The sequence below is a fragment of the Brevibacillus sp. HD3.3A genome (assembly GCF_013284375.2).
In the GTDB taxonomy this organism is placed as follows: domain Bacteria; phylum Bacillota; class Bacilli; order Brevibacillales; family Brevibacillaceae; genus Brevibacillus; species Brevibacillus parabrevis.
Genome location: NZ_CP085874.1, coordinates 2017804 through 2036348, shown reverse-complemented (window position 1 = coordinate 2036348; position 18545 = coordinate 2017804). Strand labels below are relative to the sequence as shown.

Genomic DNA, 18545 nt, shown 5'->3' with positions numbered 1-18545 from the left:
GCTACCCTATCCTTTTATCGGCTGCCAGTCCAGCAAGTCACGCACGACGACGCTGGCCAAAATCAGGCCCGCTACGGACGGAACAAACGCGTTGCTCGCTGGAGGCTGCCGCACTTTGCTAATCGGTGAATCCGGGTTGGAAACGATTTTCTCACGCACATCCGTGCGCACGTTTACAGGAATCTCTCTTGAATAGACGACCTTGACGCCTTTGTAGATGCCTTTTTTGCGCAGCTCGCGGCGAATGACCTTGGCGATCGGATCGTAGCTCGTCTGGGAAATATCCGCTACTTCAAACCGGGTCGGGTCCATTTTGTTGGCAGCGCCCATGCTGGAGATAACCGGGATGTTGCGGCGTTTGGCTTCCTGGATCAGATGCAGCTTGGCAGACATCGTATCCATGGCGTCTACGATATAGTCGAGTTCATGGGCAAACAACTGCTCATATGTCTCCTCGTTGTAAAACATGTTGAGCGTCACGACTTCGCACTCGGGATTGATCGAAGCGATGCGCTCCTTCATCAGTTCTGCCTTTTTTTGTCCAATCGTGTTCAGTGTCGCATGAATTTGCCGATTAATGTTCGTGATGTCAACGGCGTCCTTGTCCACCAGCACAAGCTTGCCTACACCTGTACGCGCCAGCGCTTCCACTGTAAAGGAACCGACACCGCCGACTCCGAGAACCGCGACGCAGCTATTTTTCATTTTTTCCAAACCTTCGGGACCGAAGGCCAATTCGCAACGGGAAAATTGATGAAGCATCGTTCGTTTCACCTTTCATTCGCAAGTAAGATAATTGTCAATCGGAAAAGTAGGAATCACAAAGAAAAAAGGAGCCCCATTATGCCGTGTAGCTCCTTAGTTTTGAACCTGCTAATCGCAGGTGGGTGTCTTGCCCAACTGTTACAGACGTCCACTCGACGGAGGCATGCCTTTACAATTGCGGACGAAAAACTCCCTGAACAAACTTTGTGGCTCAAAACTATCGGATGTCACGAACATCGCAGGGCTTTGTAGATAGTATTACCAATGTATCAAACAGCAATGCAGTTGCGCAAGTCGATTACGCTTCTACCTTTTCTTCTTCTGTCACGATTGTTGCAATCGACAGCTCTTGCAGTTGTTTCGGAGCTACTACATCCGGCGCGTTGACCATCAGGTCGCTCGCACTTGCCGTTTTCGGGAACGCGATCACTTCACGCAGGTTGGTACGGCCAGCCAGGAGCATGATCAGACGGTCCAGACCGAGGGCGATTCCGCCGTGTGGAGGTGTACCGTACTCGAATGCATCGAGGAGGAAGCCGAATTGCTCATGCGCTTCTTCCAGTGTGAAGCCGAGCGCCTTGAACATTTTTTCTTGCACGTCGCGTTTGAAAATCCGCATGGAACCGCCGCCCAGCTCGTAGCCGTTGAGCACCATGTCGTACGCTTGCGCACGGATTTGGCCCGGATCGGTGTCGAACAGGTGCAGGTCTTCGTCTTTTGGACGAGTGAACGGATGGTGCAGGGCCACGTAACGTTTGGCATCCTCATCCCACTCTACCAGCGGGAAGTCTACAACCCAGAGGAATGCGAACTTGCTGTGGTCGATCAGGCCAAGCTCCGCGCCCAGCTTGGAGCGCAGTGCTCCCAATGCGTCTGCAACCACTTTCGGCTTGTCGGCTACGAACAGAAGCAGGTCGCCTTCTTCTGCTTGGAGACGCTTTTTCAGCTCGGTAATTTCTTCTTCTTTAAAGAACTTGGCAATCGGTCCTTTTACTTCGCCATCTTTGAAGCCCATCCAAGCCAAGCCTTTTGCTCCGTAGCGGGAAGCGAATTTGCCCAGATCGTCTGCTTCTTTGCGGGAGTAGTGACCGCAGCCTTTTGCATTGATCCCTTTTACTTGACCGCCGCCAGATACGACAGAAGCGAACACTTTAAAGTCGCTGTTGACTACGAGGTCGGATACATCTGTCAGCTCCATGCCGAAGCGCACGTCCGGTTTGTCAGAGCCGTAGCGTCCCATCGCTTCCGCGTAAGTCAGACGAGGGAATGGCGTCACGACATCCACGCCGATCGTTTGCTTGAACACGTGAGCGACCATTTTTTCCATCATCGGCAAAATTTCGTCCATCGATAAGAACGACGTCTCGATGTCCACCTGGGTAAACTCAGGCTGGCGGTCAGCGCGCAAGTCTTCGTCGCGGAAGCAGCGGGCGATCTGGTAGTAGCGCTCCAGACCGGACACCATCAAAAGCTGCTTGAACAGCTGAGGGGATTGCGGCAGGGCGTAAAACTCGCCTGGATGCACACGGGACGGCACGAGGTAATCGCGGGCGCCCTCTGGCGTGCTCTTGTTCAAAATCGGTGTCTCTACTTCCAGGAAGCCGTTCTCGTCCAGGAAGTCGCGGAATGCTTTCGCCGCTTTGCTGCGCAGGAATAGGGAACGTTGCATTTCCGGACGGCGCAGGTCGAGGTAGCGGTATTTCAGGCGAACTTGCTCATCTACTTCGATGTCGTCTTCGATTTGGAACGGAGGCGTTTTCGCGTCGTTCAAGATTTGAATGTCGGAAATATGAACTTCGACTTCGCCTGTTTTCAGCTTCGGATTGATTGCTTCAGGCGCGCGGTTGACTACTGTTCCTTTTACGACCAGAACGTACTCGCTGCGCACTTTGTCAGCCGCTTCCCAAGCCGCTTTGTTGTGCTCCGGGTTGAATACGATCTGCACGATTCCCGTACGGTCGCGGAAGTCGATGAAAATAACTCCGCCGAGGTCTCGGCGCTTTTGTACCCAGCCGTTCAATACGATTTCCTGTCCTACGTGTGCAGTTGTCACTTCACCGCAGTGTACGGTGCGATATTGCCAAGACATGATGATTTCCCCCACTTTTGCTTTGTTTTGTTAGTTGTTGCCTTGTACTTTTGCGGCAAGCGCAGCTACGAAATCAGCCTGTTTCAGTTCCTGCTGTTCGCCTGTTGCCATTTCTTTCAGAACGACGGTACCGTTTGCCAGCTCGGATTCTCCGATGATGGCCGTAAAGCGGGCCGAGAGGCGATCAGCCTGTTTCAGCTGCGCTTTCATTTTCCGGTCGAGGTAGTCCAGTTCGGCAGCCACGCCTGCTTGACGCAGTTGGTCGACGAGAATAAAGGCGCCTTGTTTGGCTTCCGGTGTCTGTACGACGACGAAGCAGTCAATACCGCCGCTAATCGGCAGCTGCACCCCTTGTTTCTCCAGAGCGAGCAGCAAGCGCTCGATGCTCAGTGCGAAACCGATGCCTGGCATATCGTCGCCGCCCAGCTCTGCAACCAGACCGTTGTAGCGTCCGCCGCCGCAAAGCGTTTCCACCGCGCCGATTTCCGCCATTTTGATCTCGAAAGCCGTCAGCGTGTAGTAGTCCAATCCACGAACCAGACGCGGATTGACATGGTACGGAATGTCGAGAGCAGTCAGGTAGCCTTTCACTGCTTCGAAGTGAGCTGCCGATGCTTCGCTCAAGTAATCCAGAATGGAAGGTGCGTCTTTGGTCAATGTTTTGCATTTTTCGTTTTTGCAATCGAGCACGCGCAGCGGATTGCGATCAATCCGGGATTGGCAATCCTCGCACAGCTCGGAGCGTACGCCGTTCAGATGCGCCAGCAAATGCTCGCGGTGGCGAGCGCGGTCTTCTACGGTGCCGACGCTGTTCAGCTCGACAGACAGCCCTGTCAGGCCAAGCTCCTGATACAGGCGAATGGCGAGGCCGATCACTTCTGCATCAATCGCCGGGTCGCTCGAACCGATCGCTTCTGCCCCGAATTGAACGAATTGGCGGTAGCGTCCTGCTTGCGGGCGCTCGTGGCGGAACATCGGCCCCAGATAGTACAGCTTGGTAGGCTGGTTGGGCGATCCGTACAGCTTGTTTTCCACGTAAGAGCGTACGACGCCAGCCGTCCCTTCCGGACGCAGCGTGAGCGCGTCGTTGCTGCGCGGATTTGCTACGCTGTACATTTCCTTTTCCACGATGTCCGTCGTCTCGCCAACGCCTCGCTGGAACAACTCCGTGCTCTCGAACAGCGGCGTGCGAATCTCCGCGTAGTTAAAGCGGCGGCACAAATCGCGGGCTTTTGCCTCTACGTAGTGCCACAACTCTACGGTACCTGGCATGATATCCTGCGTACCGCGGGGAATCTGGATTCTCGTCATTCCTCTCGAACCTCCATGTCTTTTGAAAAACTTGGGCTACGCCAAACCTCCAGGATCAAAGGACCTTTTCTATTTAGCCAAATAAAAAAGCCCCTCGCCTCCTGACATTTAGCAATTCGCCACATGTCAGGGACGAGAGACTGGTTATACTCCCGTGGTGCCACCCTGTTTGAACAGCCTTGTGTATCAAAGGCCATCCCACTTGATTAAGCCGTTAACGCCGGCGCACGCCTGCCAGTTACTGAAGGGAGAGGATTGCTCCTCGCTCGTTCACTGCGGTCTTCAGGGATGTCATTCACCAAGTCGTGATACGAAAGCACTCTCAGCCACGGCGCTTTCTCTCTGGTTATCCGGTTCGTTGGGTACTTGTTCCCGTCATCAGATCTGATTGTATCCAAAAGCTTAATGTGAATCATAGCAAACCAGCCAGCAGGCGTCAACAGGCGCTCCATAAAACTTTTTTTACTATGGTTTGCCGCGCGTTCAGCCTGCACCTGCGCTGCTTTTTTACGTAGTCGTTGCCCCTGCGTAGACTTCATCCAGATCGCGCAGCTTGTTTTCCACCAATGTTTTGTACGTGTCGTTGTAGGTTTTCGGGTCCTTCGGATTCGGAAAACGCTTCAGCTTGCCGCTGCCCGGCGCCATCAGCTTGGAAACCGCCCCGCAGCCAAGGCCGAGAATCGTCTGCACTTCTTCCATGATCATGATGTTGTAGATGCTTTCCTGCCCCGGTTTCGCATAGCCGACATTCTCCAGGTTACCCAAAATGTTTTTTTGGCGATACAAATAATACGGATCGTAGCCGTTTGCTTTCGTCCAGGCAGACGCCATTTCCATCATTTTGCCGATTTCGTCGCGACTGGCTACCTTGTAACGCTCCTTGTTCTGGGTCATTTCCGAAGCTCTCTTGAAGGAGAGCGTGTGCACGGTAAGCGACGCAGGCATCAGCTTTTCCACTTCTTCCAGACTGTGCGCCAGCTCGGCTACGCCCTCGTTCGGCAGCCCGATAATCAAGTCCATGTTGATATTGGTCAGGCCCATTTCCATGGCGAGATGGTACTTCTCGATCGTCTCCTCCACGGTATGGTGCCGCCCGATTGCTTTGAGCGTCTCTTGTGTAAACGATTGGGGATTGATGCTGATCCGGTCGACTTCCCACCGTTTCATCACATCGAGCTTTTCTGCCGTAATCGTGTCCGGCCTGCCCGCTTCGACGGTCAACTCGCGCACGCCGTCCATATGCGGGAAGCTGCGGTGCATCGTCTCGAACAACTGGTTCATATCATCGGCGGTAATGCTCGTCGGCGTTCCTCCCCCGAAGTAGATCGAGGTAATTCGCTGGTCGTTTCTCGTCAGCCACTCGCCCATCTTTTCGATCTCGTAATGCAGTCCTTCGAGAAACGGATTGACCGAAGCCGTATGACTGCGGATCGCGTAGGCAGGAAACGTACAGTAGGCGCACTTCGTCGGACAGAAAGGGATGCCGATGTACACCGACAGCTCGCGGTCGATCTGGTACAGATCAGGCACGACGTGAAGCTGCTTGTCGACGATCTCCTGGAGCAGCTCCAGTTTGTACGGACGCAAAATGACATCCTGTTGCAGCCGCTTGTGCGCCTCTGCTTTCTCGACACCTGCCACGTTCAGCTGATGGAGCAGTTTGGTCGGACGGATTCCCGTCAAAATCCCCCAGCCTTGTTCGATTCCCGTATATTGTTCCAGCATGAGCAACAGTGTGTAGCACAATGCCTGCTTCGCTGTTTTGCGCATCGCCTTTTCATCGTGGGAAACGTACTCCCGCCTGACCTGGCGGCTGAGTCGAGTAGTTTTGTCATCCAGTTCTCCCGACGCCACTACACCCGAGCTGTCAGTGGCAAGCGCGAGCCTGATTTGCATATCGGCAGCGCCATCCCACTCCGAGACAAAAGCTAACGCAGGGTCTTCGTAAAACAGCGCAAGAATTAAGGAGAGTTCGCGTTCAAACGCGTGTCCCTCGCATTTTATTTGAATCATATGTGCTCACCTGCTTATTTAAAATGCCACACTCCATCATAGCTGACAGACACAATCGCGGTCAACAGAGCGGATGGGCGGCATCTCAGGCGATTACTTCCTTTTCGGGTGTGATTGCGGCAAGTCTCGCATATTGACATAAAAATCTTGGGACATTTCTACATTTTGCCGTGACGATTCTTTCGCCAAATCGTCATGAAAGTCGACGGAAAAAAATTGTCGATTCAAGCCTTGCGCAAACGTTTCCTTGTTTGACTGCCTCACTGCAATTCCTCCTGCGTTTTTGTGGCTCTATCTGTTCTAGTATGGCCTTTTGCAACAAATTGCAACCAGCGGCACCTGGCAAAAGCTTTGTCGCTTCTTGCAGGAAAAACGAGAAACTGGCGCGAAGTGATTGTGTTGGCAAAAACATGAAAGAATCGACGCTTCGCCTCCCTCGCATTTTATCTGGAAAGGATGTCAAAAACGTGCTGTTACGTCAAAAAATCCTGGGGTCGCTCCTGGCTATCACTTGCGCCATCTCCCTCCCCGTTTCAACTGCCTGGGCCGCCGGTTCTGTTCAGGTCAGCGTGGACAAGCTCAATGTCCGCTCCGGGCCGAGCCTTCAGGACGCTGTCGTCACCACGCTGCCAAACAAGACCGTGCTGCCTGTCATCTCTACCAAAAACGACTGGATTCAAGTCAAGCTGCCTAATGGTCAGAGCGGCTGGGTGGCAAACTGGCTCGTCTCGCAAAACCAGCAGCCTGCACAAGCTCCGGCGAGTACGGCAGAGAGCACGACTACCAATCTCAACGTCCGCTCCGGCCCGGGCCAAACGTACCCGGTTGTGACGACGATCAATCCGGGAACCAAATACCCGATCGTGCAAAAAAACGGCGACTGGATCATGATTCAGCTAAATGGCACAAGCAAAGGCTGGGTGGCAGCCTGGCTGGTCAAGGACAGCTCATCCCCAGCGTCGCCAGGTTCCACGCAGGGAAGCGGAACTACTGCACCACAACAGCCAGGAGGCTCCGGCAATTCAGGGAGTGTCGTCACCCCGCCGAAGCCGACAGCCGTTCAAGGAGCAAGCCTGACACTAGAGTTCGCTCCCTACGTGTACCCTACGCCGGATGCCAGCGCTCCTGCCATCGGGCAGCTTCACGCTGGCGAGACGATCACCGTTTTATCGCAGCAAAACGGCTGGATTCAATTCCCTTACGATGGCGTCAACGCCTGGATATCAACGGACAGCAACAAGCCCGCGCAAGACACGACCACGTCTCCCGGGCCAAACACCGATGCTAATTCCGGCTCGGCAAGCCAGCCGAGTCAGCCTGCCACACCTGCCGAACAGACAGCTACCGTGCAAACGGACGGACTGAACCTGCGCAGCCAGTCCAATACGTCCAGTGCGATTCTCGCTACGTTGCCTGTCGGCAGCAAGCTAAAGGTGCTGGAGAAGCAAGGCGAGTGGTATCGGGTGCAGACATCGGCCGGACAGACAGGCTGGGTAGCCGGATGGCTGGTCAGTGTCTCCGGGCCAAATGTGCCGACACCAAACGGGCCGTATGTCACGGTCATCAATCCGAATACGAACGTTCGCTCAGGTCCCGGTGCCGAGCACAGTTTGATTCGCCAAGTGCAGGCAGGGGAAAAATACAGCCTCGTGTCCAAAGAGGGCGACTGGTTCAAAGTAACGCTCAGCGATGGCTCGACAGGCTATATTGCCGGGTGGCTCGTATCGGCAAGCGGCGTGCCTGCCGTAATTCGCAGTCAGGATCTCGCCGGAAAGCTGATCGTCGTCGACGCAGGACACGGCGGCAACGACAACGGCGCAACCGGCAAAAGCTTTTCTACGCTGGAAAAAACCGTCAACCTGCAAGTTGCCCTGCTGCTGAAAAACAAGCTGGAGGCTTCCGGGGCCAAAGTCATCATGACGAGAGCGGATGACCGCAAGCTCACCTTGCAGCAGCGCGTGGATGTCGCCATCATGAACAAAGCGGATATTTTTGTCAGCATTCACCACAATACACATCCAAACACGGCAACCAACGGCTCCATCGTGTTTTTTTACTACCAAGGCAATTCCAGCAAGCTCGCGTCCCTCGTGCAAAACGAACTGGTGAAAGCGACGAGCTACAAAGATTTGCAATCCCGTTTTGGCGATTACTTCGTGCTGCGGGAAAACTCCGTTCCGTCCATCCTGGCCGAGATCGGGTTCCTGTCCAACTACAACGAGGAGCTGCGCGTGCGCTCGGAAAAACAGCAGGATCTCGCCGCAGACGGCTTGTACAAAGGGATCGTCCAATACTTCAATACGCTGAACCCTCAGGGCGGCTAATTCCGGCTGCCAGACTGCGTAACAACGGGTTCCAAAACAAAACCCCCGTACCACGAGAGACGGACACACTGCTTGCGCGAATCGCCAGTGCGTCCGCTCCTTGGGCGGGGGTGTTTTCATTTTTTTGTAATAAGCAGTTTCACGCAAAAGAAAAAACGGTTGCCGCAGCAGCCGTTTTTGTATATCTCGCAGTCTCAGTAACTCGGACGCCGCTCCCACGGCTCAACCTGTCCGACAATCGCCTGTGCTGCTTTTTGCCGGATTGCCGGAACCGTCCCGCACGCGGGCAAGCTTTTGCCGCTCGCGTCCCACCACTGTCACTCGATAGCCTTCTTTGGCAAGCCAGCGAGCTACCTCTGTCAGCATGTCGCTCGCCCCGATCACCAGCGCTTCCTGTGCCATTTTCCCCGCCTCCCCGTCTTTTCGCTTACGATTCTACGATCAGGGTGACAGGTCCGTCGTTGAGCAGACGCACGTCCATCATCGCGCCAAAACGCCCCGTCTCCACGATCAGCCCTTTTTCCCGCAGCTTGGCATTAAACAGCTCGTACAGCGGTTCAGCCTGCTCAGGGCGAGCGGCTGCCATGAAGTTCGGCCTTCTCCCTTTGCGGCAGTCTCCGTACAGCGTGAACTGGGACACCGATAAAATCTGCCCGCCCGTCTCCAGGACGGAAAAGTTCATTTTTCCTGCTTCGTCTTCAAAAATTCGCAGATTGGCGATTTTATCCGCGACAAAGTCTACTTCCTTTTCGCTGTCCTCGTGGGTGATTCCGACTAACAGCAACAGCCCGTGCTCGATTTGCCCGACTACCTCGCCAGCAACGGTCACGCTTGCTTCTTTCGTTCTCTGTACGACAACTCTCACGTCGATCCATTCCTTTCGTTTGGAAGCTCGCCGCTCGCAATGACGAACGGCTGACCTAAACAAAACACCCGATCCAAAAACGGATCAGGTGCTCAATATGCGGCGAACCGAATAAATATCTTTAATCCGCTTGATTCGTTCCACAACTTTCAAGAGATGATCCACATTGCTGATCGAGATGGTCATATGAATCGTCGCCACCCGATTTTTATCTGCTTTGCCACTGACGGCAGCAATATTCGTCTTCGTCTCTGCGACGACTTGCAACACGTCGTTCAACAGTCCGCTGCGATCGTTGCCCGTGATCTCGATTTCCACGTTGAAGTTGTGCTTCTGATCGGTATCCCATTCGACGTCGATCAAACGCTCTGAGCATTCATCTGCGAGCACATTCGGACAGTCTTTCCGGTGCACAGACACACCGCGCCCTCTTGTAATAAAGCCGATGATCTGATCGCCCGGAACTGGTGTACAGCAACGCGAGATACGCACCAACAGGTTGTCTACGCCGCGCACTTTTACCCCGGACTCGCTCTTTTGCGCACGGTGAGCCGGATTTTGCTTGATCTCCGGGATGACCGGATTTTGCTCCTCCCGCTCGCGGCGAAGCTTGTCGAGCAGACGTGTGGCAATCTGGGAAGCCGTAATGCCGCCGTAGCCGACTGCGGCAAACATGTCCTCGGCCCCCTGGAAGTTGAATCGCGCCGCCGCTTCCTTCAGGTTGGTGTCCGTCATCGCTTCCTTCACGTCGAAGCTGCGCGATTTGATCTCCGCTTCCACCATCTGTTGGCCTTTGGCAACGTTCTCTTCCCGCTTTTCTTTTTTGAACCACTGCTTGATTTTGTTGCGGGCATGGGCGGACTTGGCCATTTTCAGCCAGTCCTGGCTTGGCCCGTACGAATGCTTGGAAGTAAGGATTTCGACGATATCGCCCGTTTTCATGGCGTAATCAAGCGGAACGATCTTGCCGTTTACCTTTGCCCCAATCGTCCGGTTTCCTACCGCCGAGTGAATGCGATAGGAAAAGTCCAGCGGCACGGAGCCTTTTGGCAGTTCGACTACATCTCCTTTTGGCGTGAACACAAAGACCGTGTCCGAGAACAAATCCTGCTTGAGGCTTTCCATGAACTCCTGCGCATTGGGCGCTTCCTCTGACCCGCCTTCGATAATCTCGCGCAAGCTGCCCAGCTTCTCGGCAAACGATCCTTGCACGACACTCTGGCCTTCCTTGTACGCCCAGTGGGCCGCGATCCCGATCTCTGCCGTCTGATGCATATCCCACGTGCGAATCTGCACTTCCAACGGCTCGCCTTTAGGCCCGATCACCGTCGTATGCAGCGATTGGTACATGTTGGTCTTCGGCATCGCGATATAGTCCTTGAATCTGCCAGGCATCGGCTTCCACAGTGTATGGACAATGCCCAGCACCGCGTAGCAGTCGCGAATGTCGTTCACAATGATCCGCAAGGCCAGCAAATCATAAATTTCGTTGAACTGCTTGTTTTGCTTGGTCATCTTTTTAAAGATGCTGTATATATGCTTGGGCCGCCCCGATATTTCCGCCTCGATGTTCAGCTCGCCAAGCTTCTCCCTGATCGTATCCGATGCTTCGTTCAGGTAAGCCTCGCGCTCCACCCGCTTCTTTTGCATCAGGTTGACGATCCGGTAATACTGCTGCGGATTCAAATAGCGCAGCGCCGTATCTTCCAGCTCCCATTTGACGGAGGCAATCCCCAGCCGATGAGCCAGGGGCGCGAAAATCTCCAGCGTCTCATCGGATATTTCCCGCTGCTTCTCTTCGGACATGTGTCGCAATGTCCGCATGTTGTGCAAACGGTCTGCCAGCTTGATCATGATGACACGAATGTCCTGCGCCATGGCAACCAGCATCTTGCGGTGGTTTTCAGCAAGCTGCTCTTCCTTGGACTTGTATTTGATTTTTTCCAGCTTGGTTACCCCGTCTACCAGCAGAGCCACGTCAGGACCGAACTGTTGGCGGAGATCGTCAAGCGTAATGTCGGTGTCTTCCACTACATCATGCAAAAATCCGGCAGCGATCGTAACCGCGTCCATGTGCAGGTTGGCGAGAATCCCCGCTACTGCGATCGGGTGCATGATGTACGGAACGCCTGATTTTCTTATCTGCCCTTCGTGAGCTTTTTCAGCCAGCTGATAGGCGCGAGTAATCAGGTCCAGATCCGATTGTGACAAATAGGTGCTTGCTTTTTTTACTACCTCATCAATGCCGGTAATCATAGTTCCCTTCCCTTATCCTCTCATTGGAAAACTTGGCTTTGCCAAGCCTTATGTCACAGGCGAAGGCTTTGAGCGTATAAAAAAAATCATCTATAGAAGCCCTTTCGAACAAGTAGTTCTTCTGTAGCGGATGATTTTGGTGCGTCCTGCGTGCGGACGCTGGCAGTCTGCTCTTCCTTGGAAGCGGCAGACGAACATTATCGGTTGTCTGTCTGGATGAAAAAAAGCGTCATGTCTATTTCATACTATTATCTTTTATGTCGTTCGTATTGTAAAGCTGTTTCCCCTGTAAAGTATGATCCATGCGTGGAAAAAAGAAAAAAACGGGTACATGACCCGTTTTTCGTTGAAGCATCAATTAATATTGCACCAAGGATTTGATCGGAACATCCCCGATTTTTTTGCGTCCTTCCAGATAGGACAGCTCGATGAAGAAGGCAGCACCCACTACTTTTCCGCCGAGTTGCTCGATCAGATTGATCGTCGTTTCGATGGTTCCTCCGGTCGCCAGAAGGTCGTCCGCAATCAGCACGCGCTGGCCTGGCGTAACAGCATCTACGTGCACAGCGAGCGCGTCTTTGCCGTACTCCAGGTCGTAATCTGCCTTGATCGACTCGTAAGGCAGCTTGCCGGATTTGCGGATCGGCACAAAGCCGATTCCCATTTCGTAAGACAGAGGCGCTCCTACGACAAATCCGCGTGCTTCCGGACCTGCAATCACGTCAGCCTGCACTTCGCGGGCAAATTCAGCCAAGTCTTGAATCGCTGCGCGATAAGCAGGACCGTCTTTCAGCAAAGTCGTGATATCTTTGAAACGAATCCCCGGTTGCGGGAAGTCCGGAATGACGCGAATGTATTGTTTGTAATCCATGAAAAATTCCTCCTATACGGTGACTGGTGTCACCAGCTGATGAAACGTTTGGATCAATGATTCCGAGGATGAGAGCAGCAAATCCGTAGCGAGTTGCGCTTCTTCCTTCCACTCCGTATAAATGACGGAGCTTTCCAGCGGCCTTTTTTCTGCCGTCTCCTGCAGGCGATACTGTTCGGCATCCTCCTGCAAAAACTGCAACTCCAAAAAGATCGCAAGCATGCCGTCCAGCAAGCTTCGCTTCCATTGCAGCTTGCGGGCGAGCGCATCCAAATGTATGCGCTTCACTACTGGCACTTGCACAAAAAACTGGTACAGCTGCTTGAAATGATCGCGGCTCGGACAGGATAGCCGCTCCATGCCCAAATCCGGGTCGCCAAACAGACAGTAGATGCGCTCAGCCTGTTGCAGCAGCGGACTGATTTGCAGCAAATCGGCACGACGCTTCGGCAAATCGTAGAGCACAACCGCTTGCTGCGGCTCCTGCCTGTCAAGCGCGACAGCATTGCCCAGGAAAAAGAGAGAAGTCTGCCCGTCCGCGCTTGTCTTTGGCACGAGCTGTTCATAGCTTTCCGCCCGAAACACAACGGTCATCGTCCCGGACTCCGCTATCAACTGCTGCCATTTCTCTATTTTGTCCCGACTTCCCCGCCAGTCGAACACTTGCTGATGCGGAACGGACAAGTCCCGGATCGTCAGCTGCGGCTTGCGGTTGCCATTCCATTCATTGACTGAAAGCTCGCCCAGCACCTGAAAACGCGCTTTTGGGGTCACCTTTTTCGTCACGTGCGCCCAGTTGAAGCCGATGGCATCCAACGTTTGGCCTGACCTGACGAGTGTGCATTTCAAATGATTGTCATCGCGCCCGATTGTGCGCATTCCCTGTGTCTCGACTTCATCCAGCATGACGAGCGGAGTCGGATTGCCCATCCCGTAAGGAGCGAGCCGTTCCAGCTGCTCGGCTGCCTCCAGGCTGATTTCGTCCATGCTCATCGACACATCTACTTTGGTCAGAGGGGTAAAATCTTCCGGCGTCAGCCATTCCCCCGCCAGCTCGTTCAGCCTGCTGCGCAAGAGATCGAGGTTTTCCACCGGGAGTGTCATTCCTGCGGCCATCGTATGCCCCCCGTAATGCGGGAGCCACTCCTTGCATGCTGTCAAACCTTCGTACATGTCAAAGCCGGCGATGCTTCTCGCCGAGCCTTTGGCTGTCCCTTTTTCCGGATCGATGCCAAGCACGATCGTCGGACGGTAAAACAGCTCTACTAGCCGTGACGCTACGATTCCTACAACCCCGACGTTCCAGCCTTCCTTCGCCAGGACGAGGACGTTGTTTTCCTCGGGTGGATACTGCTCCTTCACCATCTGCACGGCTTCTTCCGTCATCGTCGCTACAAGCTCCTGACGCTCGCGATTCAAATCGTCCAAAGCTTGTGCGCACTGCTCTGCTTCCGCCATATCCTCGGTCGTCAGCAGCTTGACGGCGGACTCTGCCGTCTCCAGCCGTCCACTTGCGTTCAGACGCGGCCCGAGCGCGAATCCGACATGTCCGGCCGACAGTTCGCTGTCAGACAGTCCACACACGCGGATCAGCGCCTGCAATCCGATATTGCGGGTCTGATTCAGACGCTTCAAGCCCGCTCTGGCGAGGATGCGGTTTTCATCTACCAAAGGCACCAAATCGGCGATCGTCCCGAGTGCTGCCAGGTCAGCCAAATGCAAAGGAGGCTCCTTTAGCAAGGCATGCCCCAGCTTGAAGGCGACCCCGACTCCCGCGAGCATGTCAAACGGGTACGTACAGCCAGGCTTTTTAGGGTTGATCACAGCAAATGCCTCCGGAATCACAGCCGGAGGTTCGTGGTGGTCGGTTACAATGACGTCAAGACCTAACTGCGTGGCATACGCTACCTGCTCTACTGCACTGATTCCTGTATCGACTGTAATGATCAGCTTGTAACCGCTTTTATGCAGATGCGCCAAGGCGTCTTTATGTAACCCATACCCTTCAGTAAAACGGTTGGGAATGTAATAGTCAAAAACAGCGCCCAGTTGGCGCAACAGGTGTACCATTAACGATGTCGAACTGACCCCATCCGCGTCATAGTCTCCGTAAATACAGATCGGCTCTTGCCTCTCTATCGCTTGTTGAATGCGATGCACGCTCTGTTCCATTCCATCAAGCAAATAAGGGTCATGAAACAACTCCGGGCCAGCTTGCAAAAAATCACGGGCCTTCTGCGCTGTGTCGACGCCGCGAATCACCAGCAGCTTGGACACGAGCGGAGTTAGCTGGCACTCCTCAGCTATACTGGCCGCAATCTGTTCATCGTAGGTGGCCAGTTTCCAGCGTGTTTTCGCTTTCAGCATAGGCTCTCCTCCAATCCTCATTCATTATAGTGGATGGAGAGGGAGACTGACAACAGCATAAAACATGCCGTTTTTACCGTTTTGGCTGTGAAGTGGGATCAAATGGGTTTACATGGACCAAAACATCGCGAATATCAGGAAATGTTTCCAGCAGCATATGCTTGACGCGCTTGCCAATTTGATGCCCGGCAAGGACGGTAATCGCCGGGTCCACCCCGATTTTCACATCGACGATCTGGTAATGCCCGTGCTCCCTGGCCCGCAGCGAATCGATGCGCAACACGCCATCGACCTCGGCAATCGCCTGTCTGAGCTGCTTTGTATCTTCCTCGTGCAAGACGTGATCCAGCGTGCTGTGAATCGATTCCATCATGATGTTGTAAGCCATTTTCAAAACGAGCACAGATACGAATATCCCGGCTGCCGGGTCCAGATACAACATCCAGGGAACACCCAGCCGCTCGCCCACAATCGCGCCGCCGATGCCTACCAGTGCGGCAAACGAAGAGTATACATCCGAGCGATGCTCATAGGCGTTGGCGATCAACGACTGGCTGTTCAGTTTTTTGCCGAGCTTGAACTTGTAGCGGAACATCCATTCCTTGACGATCATGGAACCGATGGCAGCCCAAACTGCCAGCATGCCTGGCGCTTCCACAGGGGCAAAAAACGCTTTAATCGAAGACATCGCAATTTCGAAGCCGACAACTGCCAACAAAACCGCGACAATAATCGCTGCGATCGATTCGGCTTTTCCGTGACCGTACGGATGATCTGCGTCAGGCGGACGCTCTGCCGCTCGCAAGCCGATCAGAACCGCCACGGAACCGACTACATCCGATGCGGAATGCACAGAATCGGCAATCAATGCCTGTGACTTTGCCATCAGCCCGATCAACAGCTTCACCCCTGCCAAAGCAAGGTTGCCCACAATGCCTACCCATGCCCCAAACTGCGCTTGTGCCAACCGATCATCGCCCATTCCTGCCTCTCCTCCTCTATCAGCCTACTTGTCTTCAAGAGTAGAAAACCGCAGGGAATAACCCCTGCGGTCTACATAGCGAAAGCTCTTTGACGAAGCGAAAAGCGAACCGCTTATGCTTCTTTCTTCTTTCTCATATTCCGCTCCTTCAAGTTTACCCAAACTTGAGCAGCAATAAAGATGGAGGAGTACGTACCGCTCACCAGACCGAACAACAGAGCCAGCGAGAAGTTGCGAATGCTCTCGCTTCCGAGTACCGCAATAGCCAGCGCGGTAAAAAATACGGTAGCTACTGTGTATACGGAACGGCGCATCGTCTGCCAAAGCGAAACGTTCACCAGATGCTCCAGATCCGGAATCGTCTTGGACTTCATGGTACGCAAGTTTTCGCGGATACGGTCAAAAATAACGATTTTATCGTTGATCGAGTAACCGAGAATGGTCAAAAGCGCTGCGATGAAAGTAATGTCTACTTCCAGATCAAACACGGAGAACAGCGCGATCGGGATAATCACGTCATGCAAAAGTCCCACGACGCAGGCAATCCCGAACAGCACCTGGAAGCGAATCGCGATGTAAATGACGATCCCGAGGGAAGCGATCCCTACCGCGATGGCTGCCTTTTTCACCATCTCCTGAGCAATGCTCGGATCAACGGACGATACTTGTTTTGTGACCTGATCGCCGAACTTTTTCTTCAGCGCTTCTTCTGTCTTCATCAAGGTATCCGAAGAAATGGTTTGATCAAAGCGAGTATAGGCTTGATTTTGCCCGTACGGCGTTACCTTGGAGAAAGCGACATTCGGAATCTCCTGTTTGAGAACGGCTTCGACGTCTTCCGGCTTGAACTCTTTTCCTACGTAAATGTCCAGGCGCGTACCTGCCTTGAAGTCAACCCCAAGGTGCAGCCCTTGGAACATCATAAACAAAAAACCGATGATGATAATCGCGGAAGAGAAAATGAAGAACTTCCGGCGATTTTTAACGATATCAAACCGCACTACGGTATGCTCGCGATCAAAGCTCACCGATCTCACTCTCCTTTACTCCGAACCAGAACGGCTTTTTAAACATGTTGGCACGGACCACCAGCCAAAGGAGGAAACGAGACCCGAACACGTTGGTGATAATACTTACGATGATTGTCATAGCCAGTACGACAGCAAAACCTTGAACGGAGCTTGTTCCGAAGTAGAACAATACGCCTGTCGCGATCAGCGTCGTCACGTGCGCATCAATAATGGTGATCAAAGAACGGCGTTCACCGGAGCGGAACGCTGACAAAATCGTTTTGCCCGAGCGAATTTCTTCTTGGATACGCTCATACGTAATGATGTTCGCATCGACAGCCATCCCTACCGCCAAAATGAAACCGGCGATACCTGGGAGAGTCAGCGTTGCGTCCATCCAGTCGAGAACGACCATACAAAAGTAAGTAAATCCAGCCAATGTAATATTCGCAATCATGCCCGGCATGCGATAGACGAGCAGCATGAACACGAAAATCAGCGCAGCGCCGATATAGCCGGCATAAAGCGTCTTCTCCAATGCCAGGGCACCCAGAGACGCTCCCACAGATGTTACCTGCTTCTCAATCAGCTTCGCTGGCATCGCACCGGAGTTCAGCAAGTCAGCCAGTTCCTGAGCCGATTCTTGGGTATAGTCTCCTGTGATTTGAGCGCTGCCGCCCGAGATCACGGATTGGATCGTAGGATTGGTTTGGAGGTTTTCGTCCAGGAAAATCGCCATGCGCTTATGCAGGTTGGCGCGAGTTACATCCTCCAATTTTTTTGCATCCGAGAATTTCACGGTTACGAGAGGGCGTTTCAGGTCATCATAGCCGACCGCTGCCCCGTTTGGCGCCAAGTCGCTACCTTGCAGGATGACCTTGCCCGACTCGTCGCGGAACGTCAGTACAGCAGGTTTTCCGATCAGTTCACGCAGCTTGTCCTGATCAGCGGATTGCGAAGCGATTTGCACGCGAATCCGGTTTGGCAGCTCGGTAGAAATGACAGGTTCTGCCACGCCGCCGATGTTAATCCGTTTCTCAATCATGTGTGCAGTTGATTTCAACAGCTCGATATCAACCTTGTGCCCAGCCTCAAGAGGCTCTACCTCATACAAAATCTCAAACCCGCCTTGCAGGTCAAGACCGAGAGTGATGTTTCCTGCCACCTGTTTGGTCGTAGTTGACACAAGTGTCGCCAAAAGCCCTACAACAACCAGGAACAGGAGAAATCTTCCCCATTTTATCATCGTTGTAATACCCCTCTTTCATAAACAGGGTCCCGCCCTAAGCGAGAAACCAATATGCCCATTATAGCGAAGTATGAAAAAACGTGTCAATTATTGCTGGAAGAGCGAACCATGGTAACCAACCCCTTATCTATAATGAGCATGCTACTTATACGAATAGGGAGGCTGGAAGTTTCACTAAGAATTTTTATACATTTGAATCATGAGATAGTTCATGTACTTGTTCGGTTTCAGAGACAAAATATCGTTGACGAGACGGTGCATCGGGGGAAATTCCTTGTACCCGTTCGTGACGCATTCCCATATGTCCTTGGCATCCACGTTTTCGTAGCCCAACAAGGCAAATTCCTCGGCCTTGCTCTGGCAAAGACTTGCTACTTGCCCATACCATTCCTGTTTTTGCGCTTGGTCCATCCCCGTGTCCCCCTCAAAGTAGTCATGCCGAC

The 18545-nt window shown here is 53.3% G+C and carries 15 protein-coding genes and 1 other RNA gene; 1 reads left to right on the top strand and 15 read right to left on the bottom strand.

Features of this window, described 5'->3' with window-relative positions; genetic code table 11:
* Window positions 1-6: 6 nt before the first annotated feature.
* From HP435_RS09955 to HP435_RS09930, 6 genes are all read right to left on the bottom strand, one after another.
* Window positions 7-762, bottom strand: a complete 756-nt coding sequence (locus tag HP435_RS09955; protein ID WP_122964195.1) for a tRNA threonylcarbamoyladenosine dehydratase — start codon at window positions 760-762, stop codon at window positions 7-9.
* Between the two features lie 69 nt (window positions 763-831).
* Window positions 832-1013, bottom strand: a non-coding RNA gene (ssrS, locus tag HP435_RS09950) — 6S RNA.
* A gap of 50 nt (window positions 1014-1063) precedes the next feature.
* The gene (gene aspS / locus HP435_RS09945) at window positions 1064-2854 is read right to left on the bottom strand and encodes an aspartate--tRNA ligase (RefSeq protein WP_122964300.1); all 1791 of its coding nucleotides are present in this window, start codon (window positions 2852-2854) and stop codon (window positions 1064-1066) included.
* Window positions 2855-2884: 30 nt separating this feature from the next.
* Entirely contained in the window at window positions 2885-4165 is a 1281-nt protein-coding gene (gene hisS / locus HP435_RS09940; RefSeq protein WP_173597460.1) for a histidine--tRNA ligase, read from the bottom strand.
* Between the two features lie 507 nt (window positions 4166-4672).
* On the bottom strand, window positions 4673-6178 hold the full coding sequence (locus tag HP435_RS09935) for a coproporphyrinogen III oxidase (protein ID WP_173598615.1): 1506 nt from the start codon (window positions 6176-6178) through the stop codon (window positions 4673-4675).
* 93 nt (window positions 6179-6271) lie between these two features.
* Window positions 6272-6442: a hypothetical protein gene (locus tag HP435_RS09930; RefSeq protein ID WP_167470285.1), complete on the bottom strand. Its 171-nt coding sequence runs from the start codon at window positions 6440-6442 to the stop codon at window positions 6272-6274.
* Between the two features lie 146 nt (window positions 6443-6588).
* Between HP435_RS09930 and HP435_RS09925 the strand changes: the two genes are divergently transcribed.
* Complete coding sequence (locus HP435_RS09925; RefSeq protein ID WP_173598616.1) at window positions 6589-8502, top strand: N-acetylmuramoyl-L-alanine amidase family protein; 1914 nt, start codon at window positions 6589-6591, stop codon at window positions 8500-8502.
* Window positions 8503-8724: 222 nt separating this feature from the next.
* On the opposite strand, the gene HP435_RS09920 is transcribed toward HP435_RS09925, so the two are convergent.
* The 9 genes from HP435_RS09920 to HP435_RS09880 all read right to left on the bottom strand — a co-directional run bounded on the left by HP435_RS09920 (window position 8725) and on the right by HP435_RS09880 (window position 18513).
* Entirely contained in the window at window positions 8725-8904 is a 180-nt protein-coding gene (locus tag HP435_RS09920) for a Rossmann-fold NAD(P)-binding domain-containing protein (protein ID WP_229049890.1), read from the bottom strand.
* Window positions 8905-8929: 25 nt separating this feature from the next.
* Window positions 8930-9367, bottom strand: a complete 438-nt coding sequence (gene dtd / locus HP435_RS09915; RefSeq protein ID WP_173598617.1) for a D-aminoacyl-tRNA deacylase — start codon at window positions 9365-9367, stop codon at window positions 8930-8932.
* An 84-nt stretch (window positions 9368-9451) separates the two neighbouring features.
* Window positions 9452-11623, bottom strand: a complete 2172-nt coding sequence (locus tag HP435_RS09910) for a RelA/SpoT family protein (RefSeq protein WP_063230213.1) — start codon at window positions 11621-11623, stop codon at window positions 9452-9454.
* 358 nt (window positions 11624-11981) lie between these two features.
* On the bottom strand, window positions 11982-12494 hold the full coding sequence (locus HP435_RS09905; RefSeq protein ID WP_063230212.1) for an adenine phosphoribosyltransferase: 513 nt from the start codon (window positions 12492-12494) through the stop codon (window positions 11982-11984).
* 12 nt (window positions 12495-12506) lie between these two features.
* The gene (recJ, locus tag HP435_RS09900) at window positions 12507-14861 is read right to left on the bottom strand and encodes a single-stranded-DNA-specific exonuclease RecJ (protein ID WP_173598618.1); all 2355 of its coding nucleotides are present in this window, start codon (window positions 14859-14861) and stop codon (window positions 12507-12509) included.
* Window positions 14862-14934: 73 nt separating this feature from the next.
* Window positions 14935-15843, bottom strand: a complete 909-nt coding sequence (locus tag HP435_RS09895) for a cation diffusion facilitator family transporter (protein WP_122964201.1) — start codon at window positions 15841-15843, stop codon at window positions 14935-14937.
* Window positions 15844-15956: 113 nt separating this feature from the next.
* On the bottom strand, window positions 15957-16871 hold the full coding sequence (gene secF / locus HP435_RS09890) for a protein translocase subunit SecF (RefSeq protein WP_122964202.1): 915 nt from the start codon (window positions 16869-16871) through the stop codon (window positions 15957-15959).
* A complete protein-coding gene (gene secD, locus HP435_RS09885) occupies window positions 16861-18099 on the bottom strand; it encodes a protein translocase subunit SecD (RefSeq protein WP_122964203.1) in 1239 nt (412 codons plus the stop codon). Before secD ends, secF begins: the two co-directional genes overlap by 11 nt.
* A 177-nt stretch (window positions 18100-18276) precedes the next feature.
* Entirely contained in the window at window positions 18277-18513 is a 237-nt protein-coding gene (locus HP435_RS09880) for a post-transcriptional regulator (protein WP_122964204.1), read from the bottom strand.
* Window positions 18514-18545: the final 32 nt, after the last annotated feature.

What these genes read in the sequence shown, in the direction of transcription:
- HP435_RS09955 (WP_122964195.1), bottom strand. Translation starts at nt 762, where the DNA reads ATGCTTCATCAATTTTCCCGTTGCGAATTGGCCTTCGGTCCCGAAGGT.
- aspS (WP_122964300.1), bottom strand. Translation starts at nt 2,854, where the DNA reads ATGTCTTGGCAATATCGCACCGTACACTGCGGTGAAGTGACAACTGCA.
- hisS (WP_173597460.1), bottom strand. Translation starts at nt 4,165, where the DNA reads ATGACGAGAATCCAGATTCCCCGCGGTACGCAGGATATCATGCCAGGT.
- HP435_RS09935 (WP_173598615.1), bottom strand. Translation starts at nt 6,178, where the DNA reads ATGATTCAAATAAAATGCGAGGGACACGCGTTTGAACGCGAACTCTCC.
- HP435_RS09925 (WP_173598616.1), top strand. Translation starts at nt 6,589, where the DNA reads ATGAAAGAATCGACGCTTCGCCTCCCTCGCATTTTATCTGGAAAGGAT.
- HP435_RS09920 (WP_229049890.1), bottom strand. Translation starts at nt 8,904, where the DNA reads ATGGCACAGGAAGCGCTGGTGATCGGGGCGAGCGACATGCTGACAGAG.
- HP435_RS09910 (WP_063230213.1), bottom strand. Translation starts at nt 11,623, where the DNA reads ATGATTACCGGCATTGATGAGGTAGTAAAAAAAGCAAGCACCTATTTG.
- HP435_RS09905 (WP_063230212.1), bottom strand. Translation starts at nt 12,494, where the DNA reads ATGGATTACAAACAATACATTCGCGTCATTCCGGACTTCCCGCAACCG.
- recJ (WP_173598618.1), bottom strand. Translation starts at nt 14,861, where the DNA reads ATGCTGAAAGCGAAAACACGCTGGAAACTGGCCACCTACGATGAACAG.
- HP435_RS09895 (WP_122964201.1), bottom strand. Translation starts at nt 15,843, where the DNA reads ATGGGCGATGATCGGTTGGCACAAGCGCAGTTTGGGGCATGGGTAGGC.
- secD (WP_122964203.1), bottom strand. Translation starts at nt 18,099, where the DNA reads ATGATAAAATGGGGAAGATTTCTCCTGTTCCTGGTTGTTGTAGGGCTT.
- HP435_RS09880 (WP_122964204.1), bottom strand. Translation starts at nt 18,513, where the DNA reads ATGGACCAAGCGCAAAAACAGGAATGGTATGGGCAAGTAGCAAGTCTT.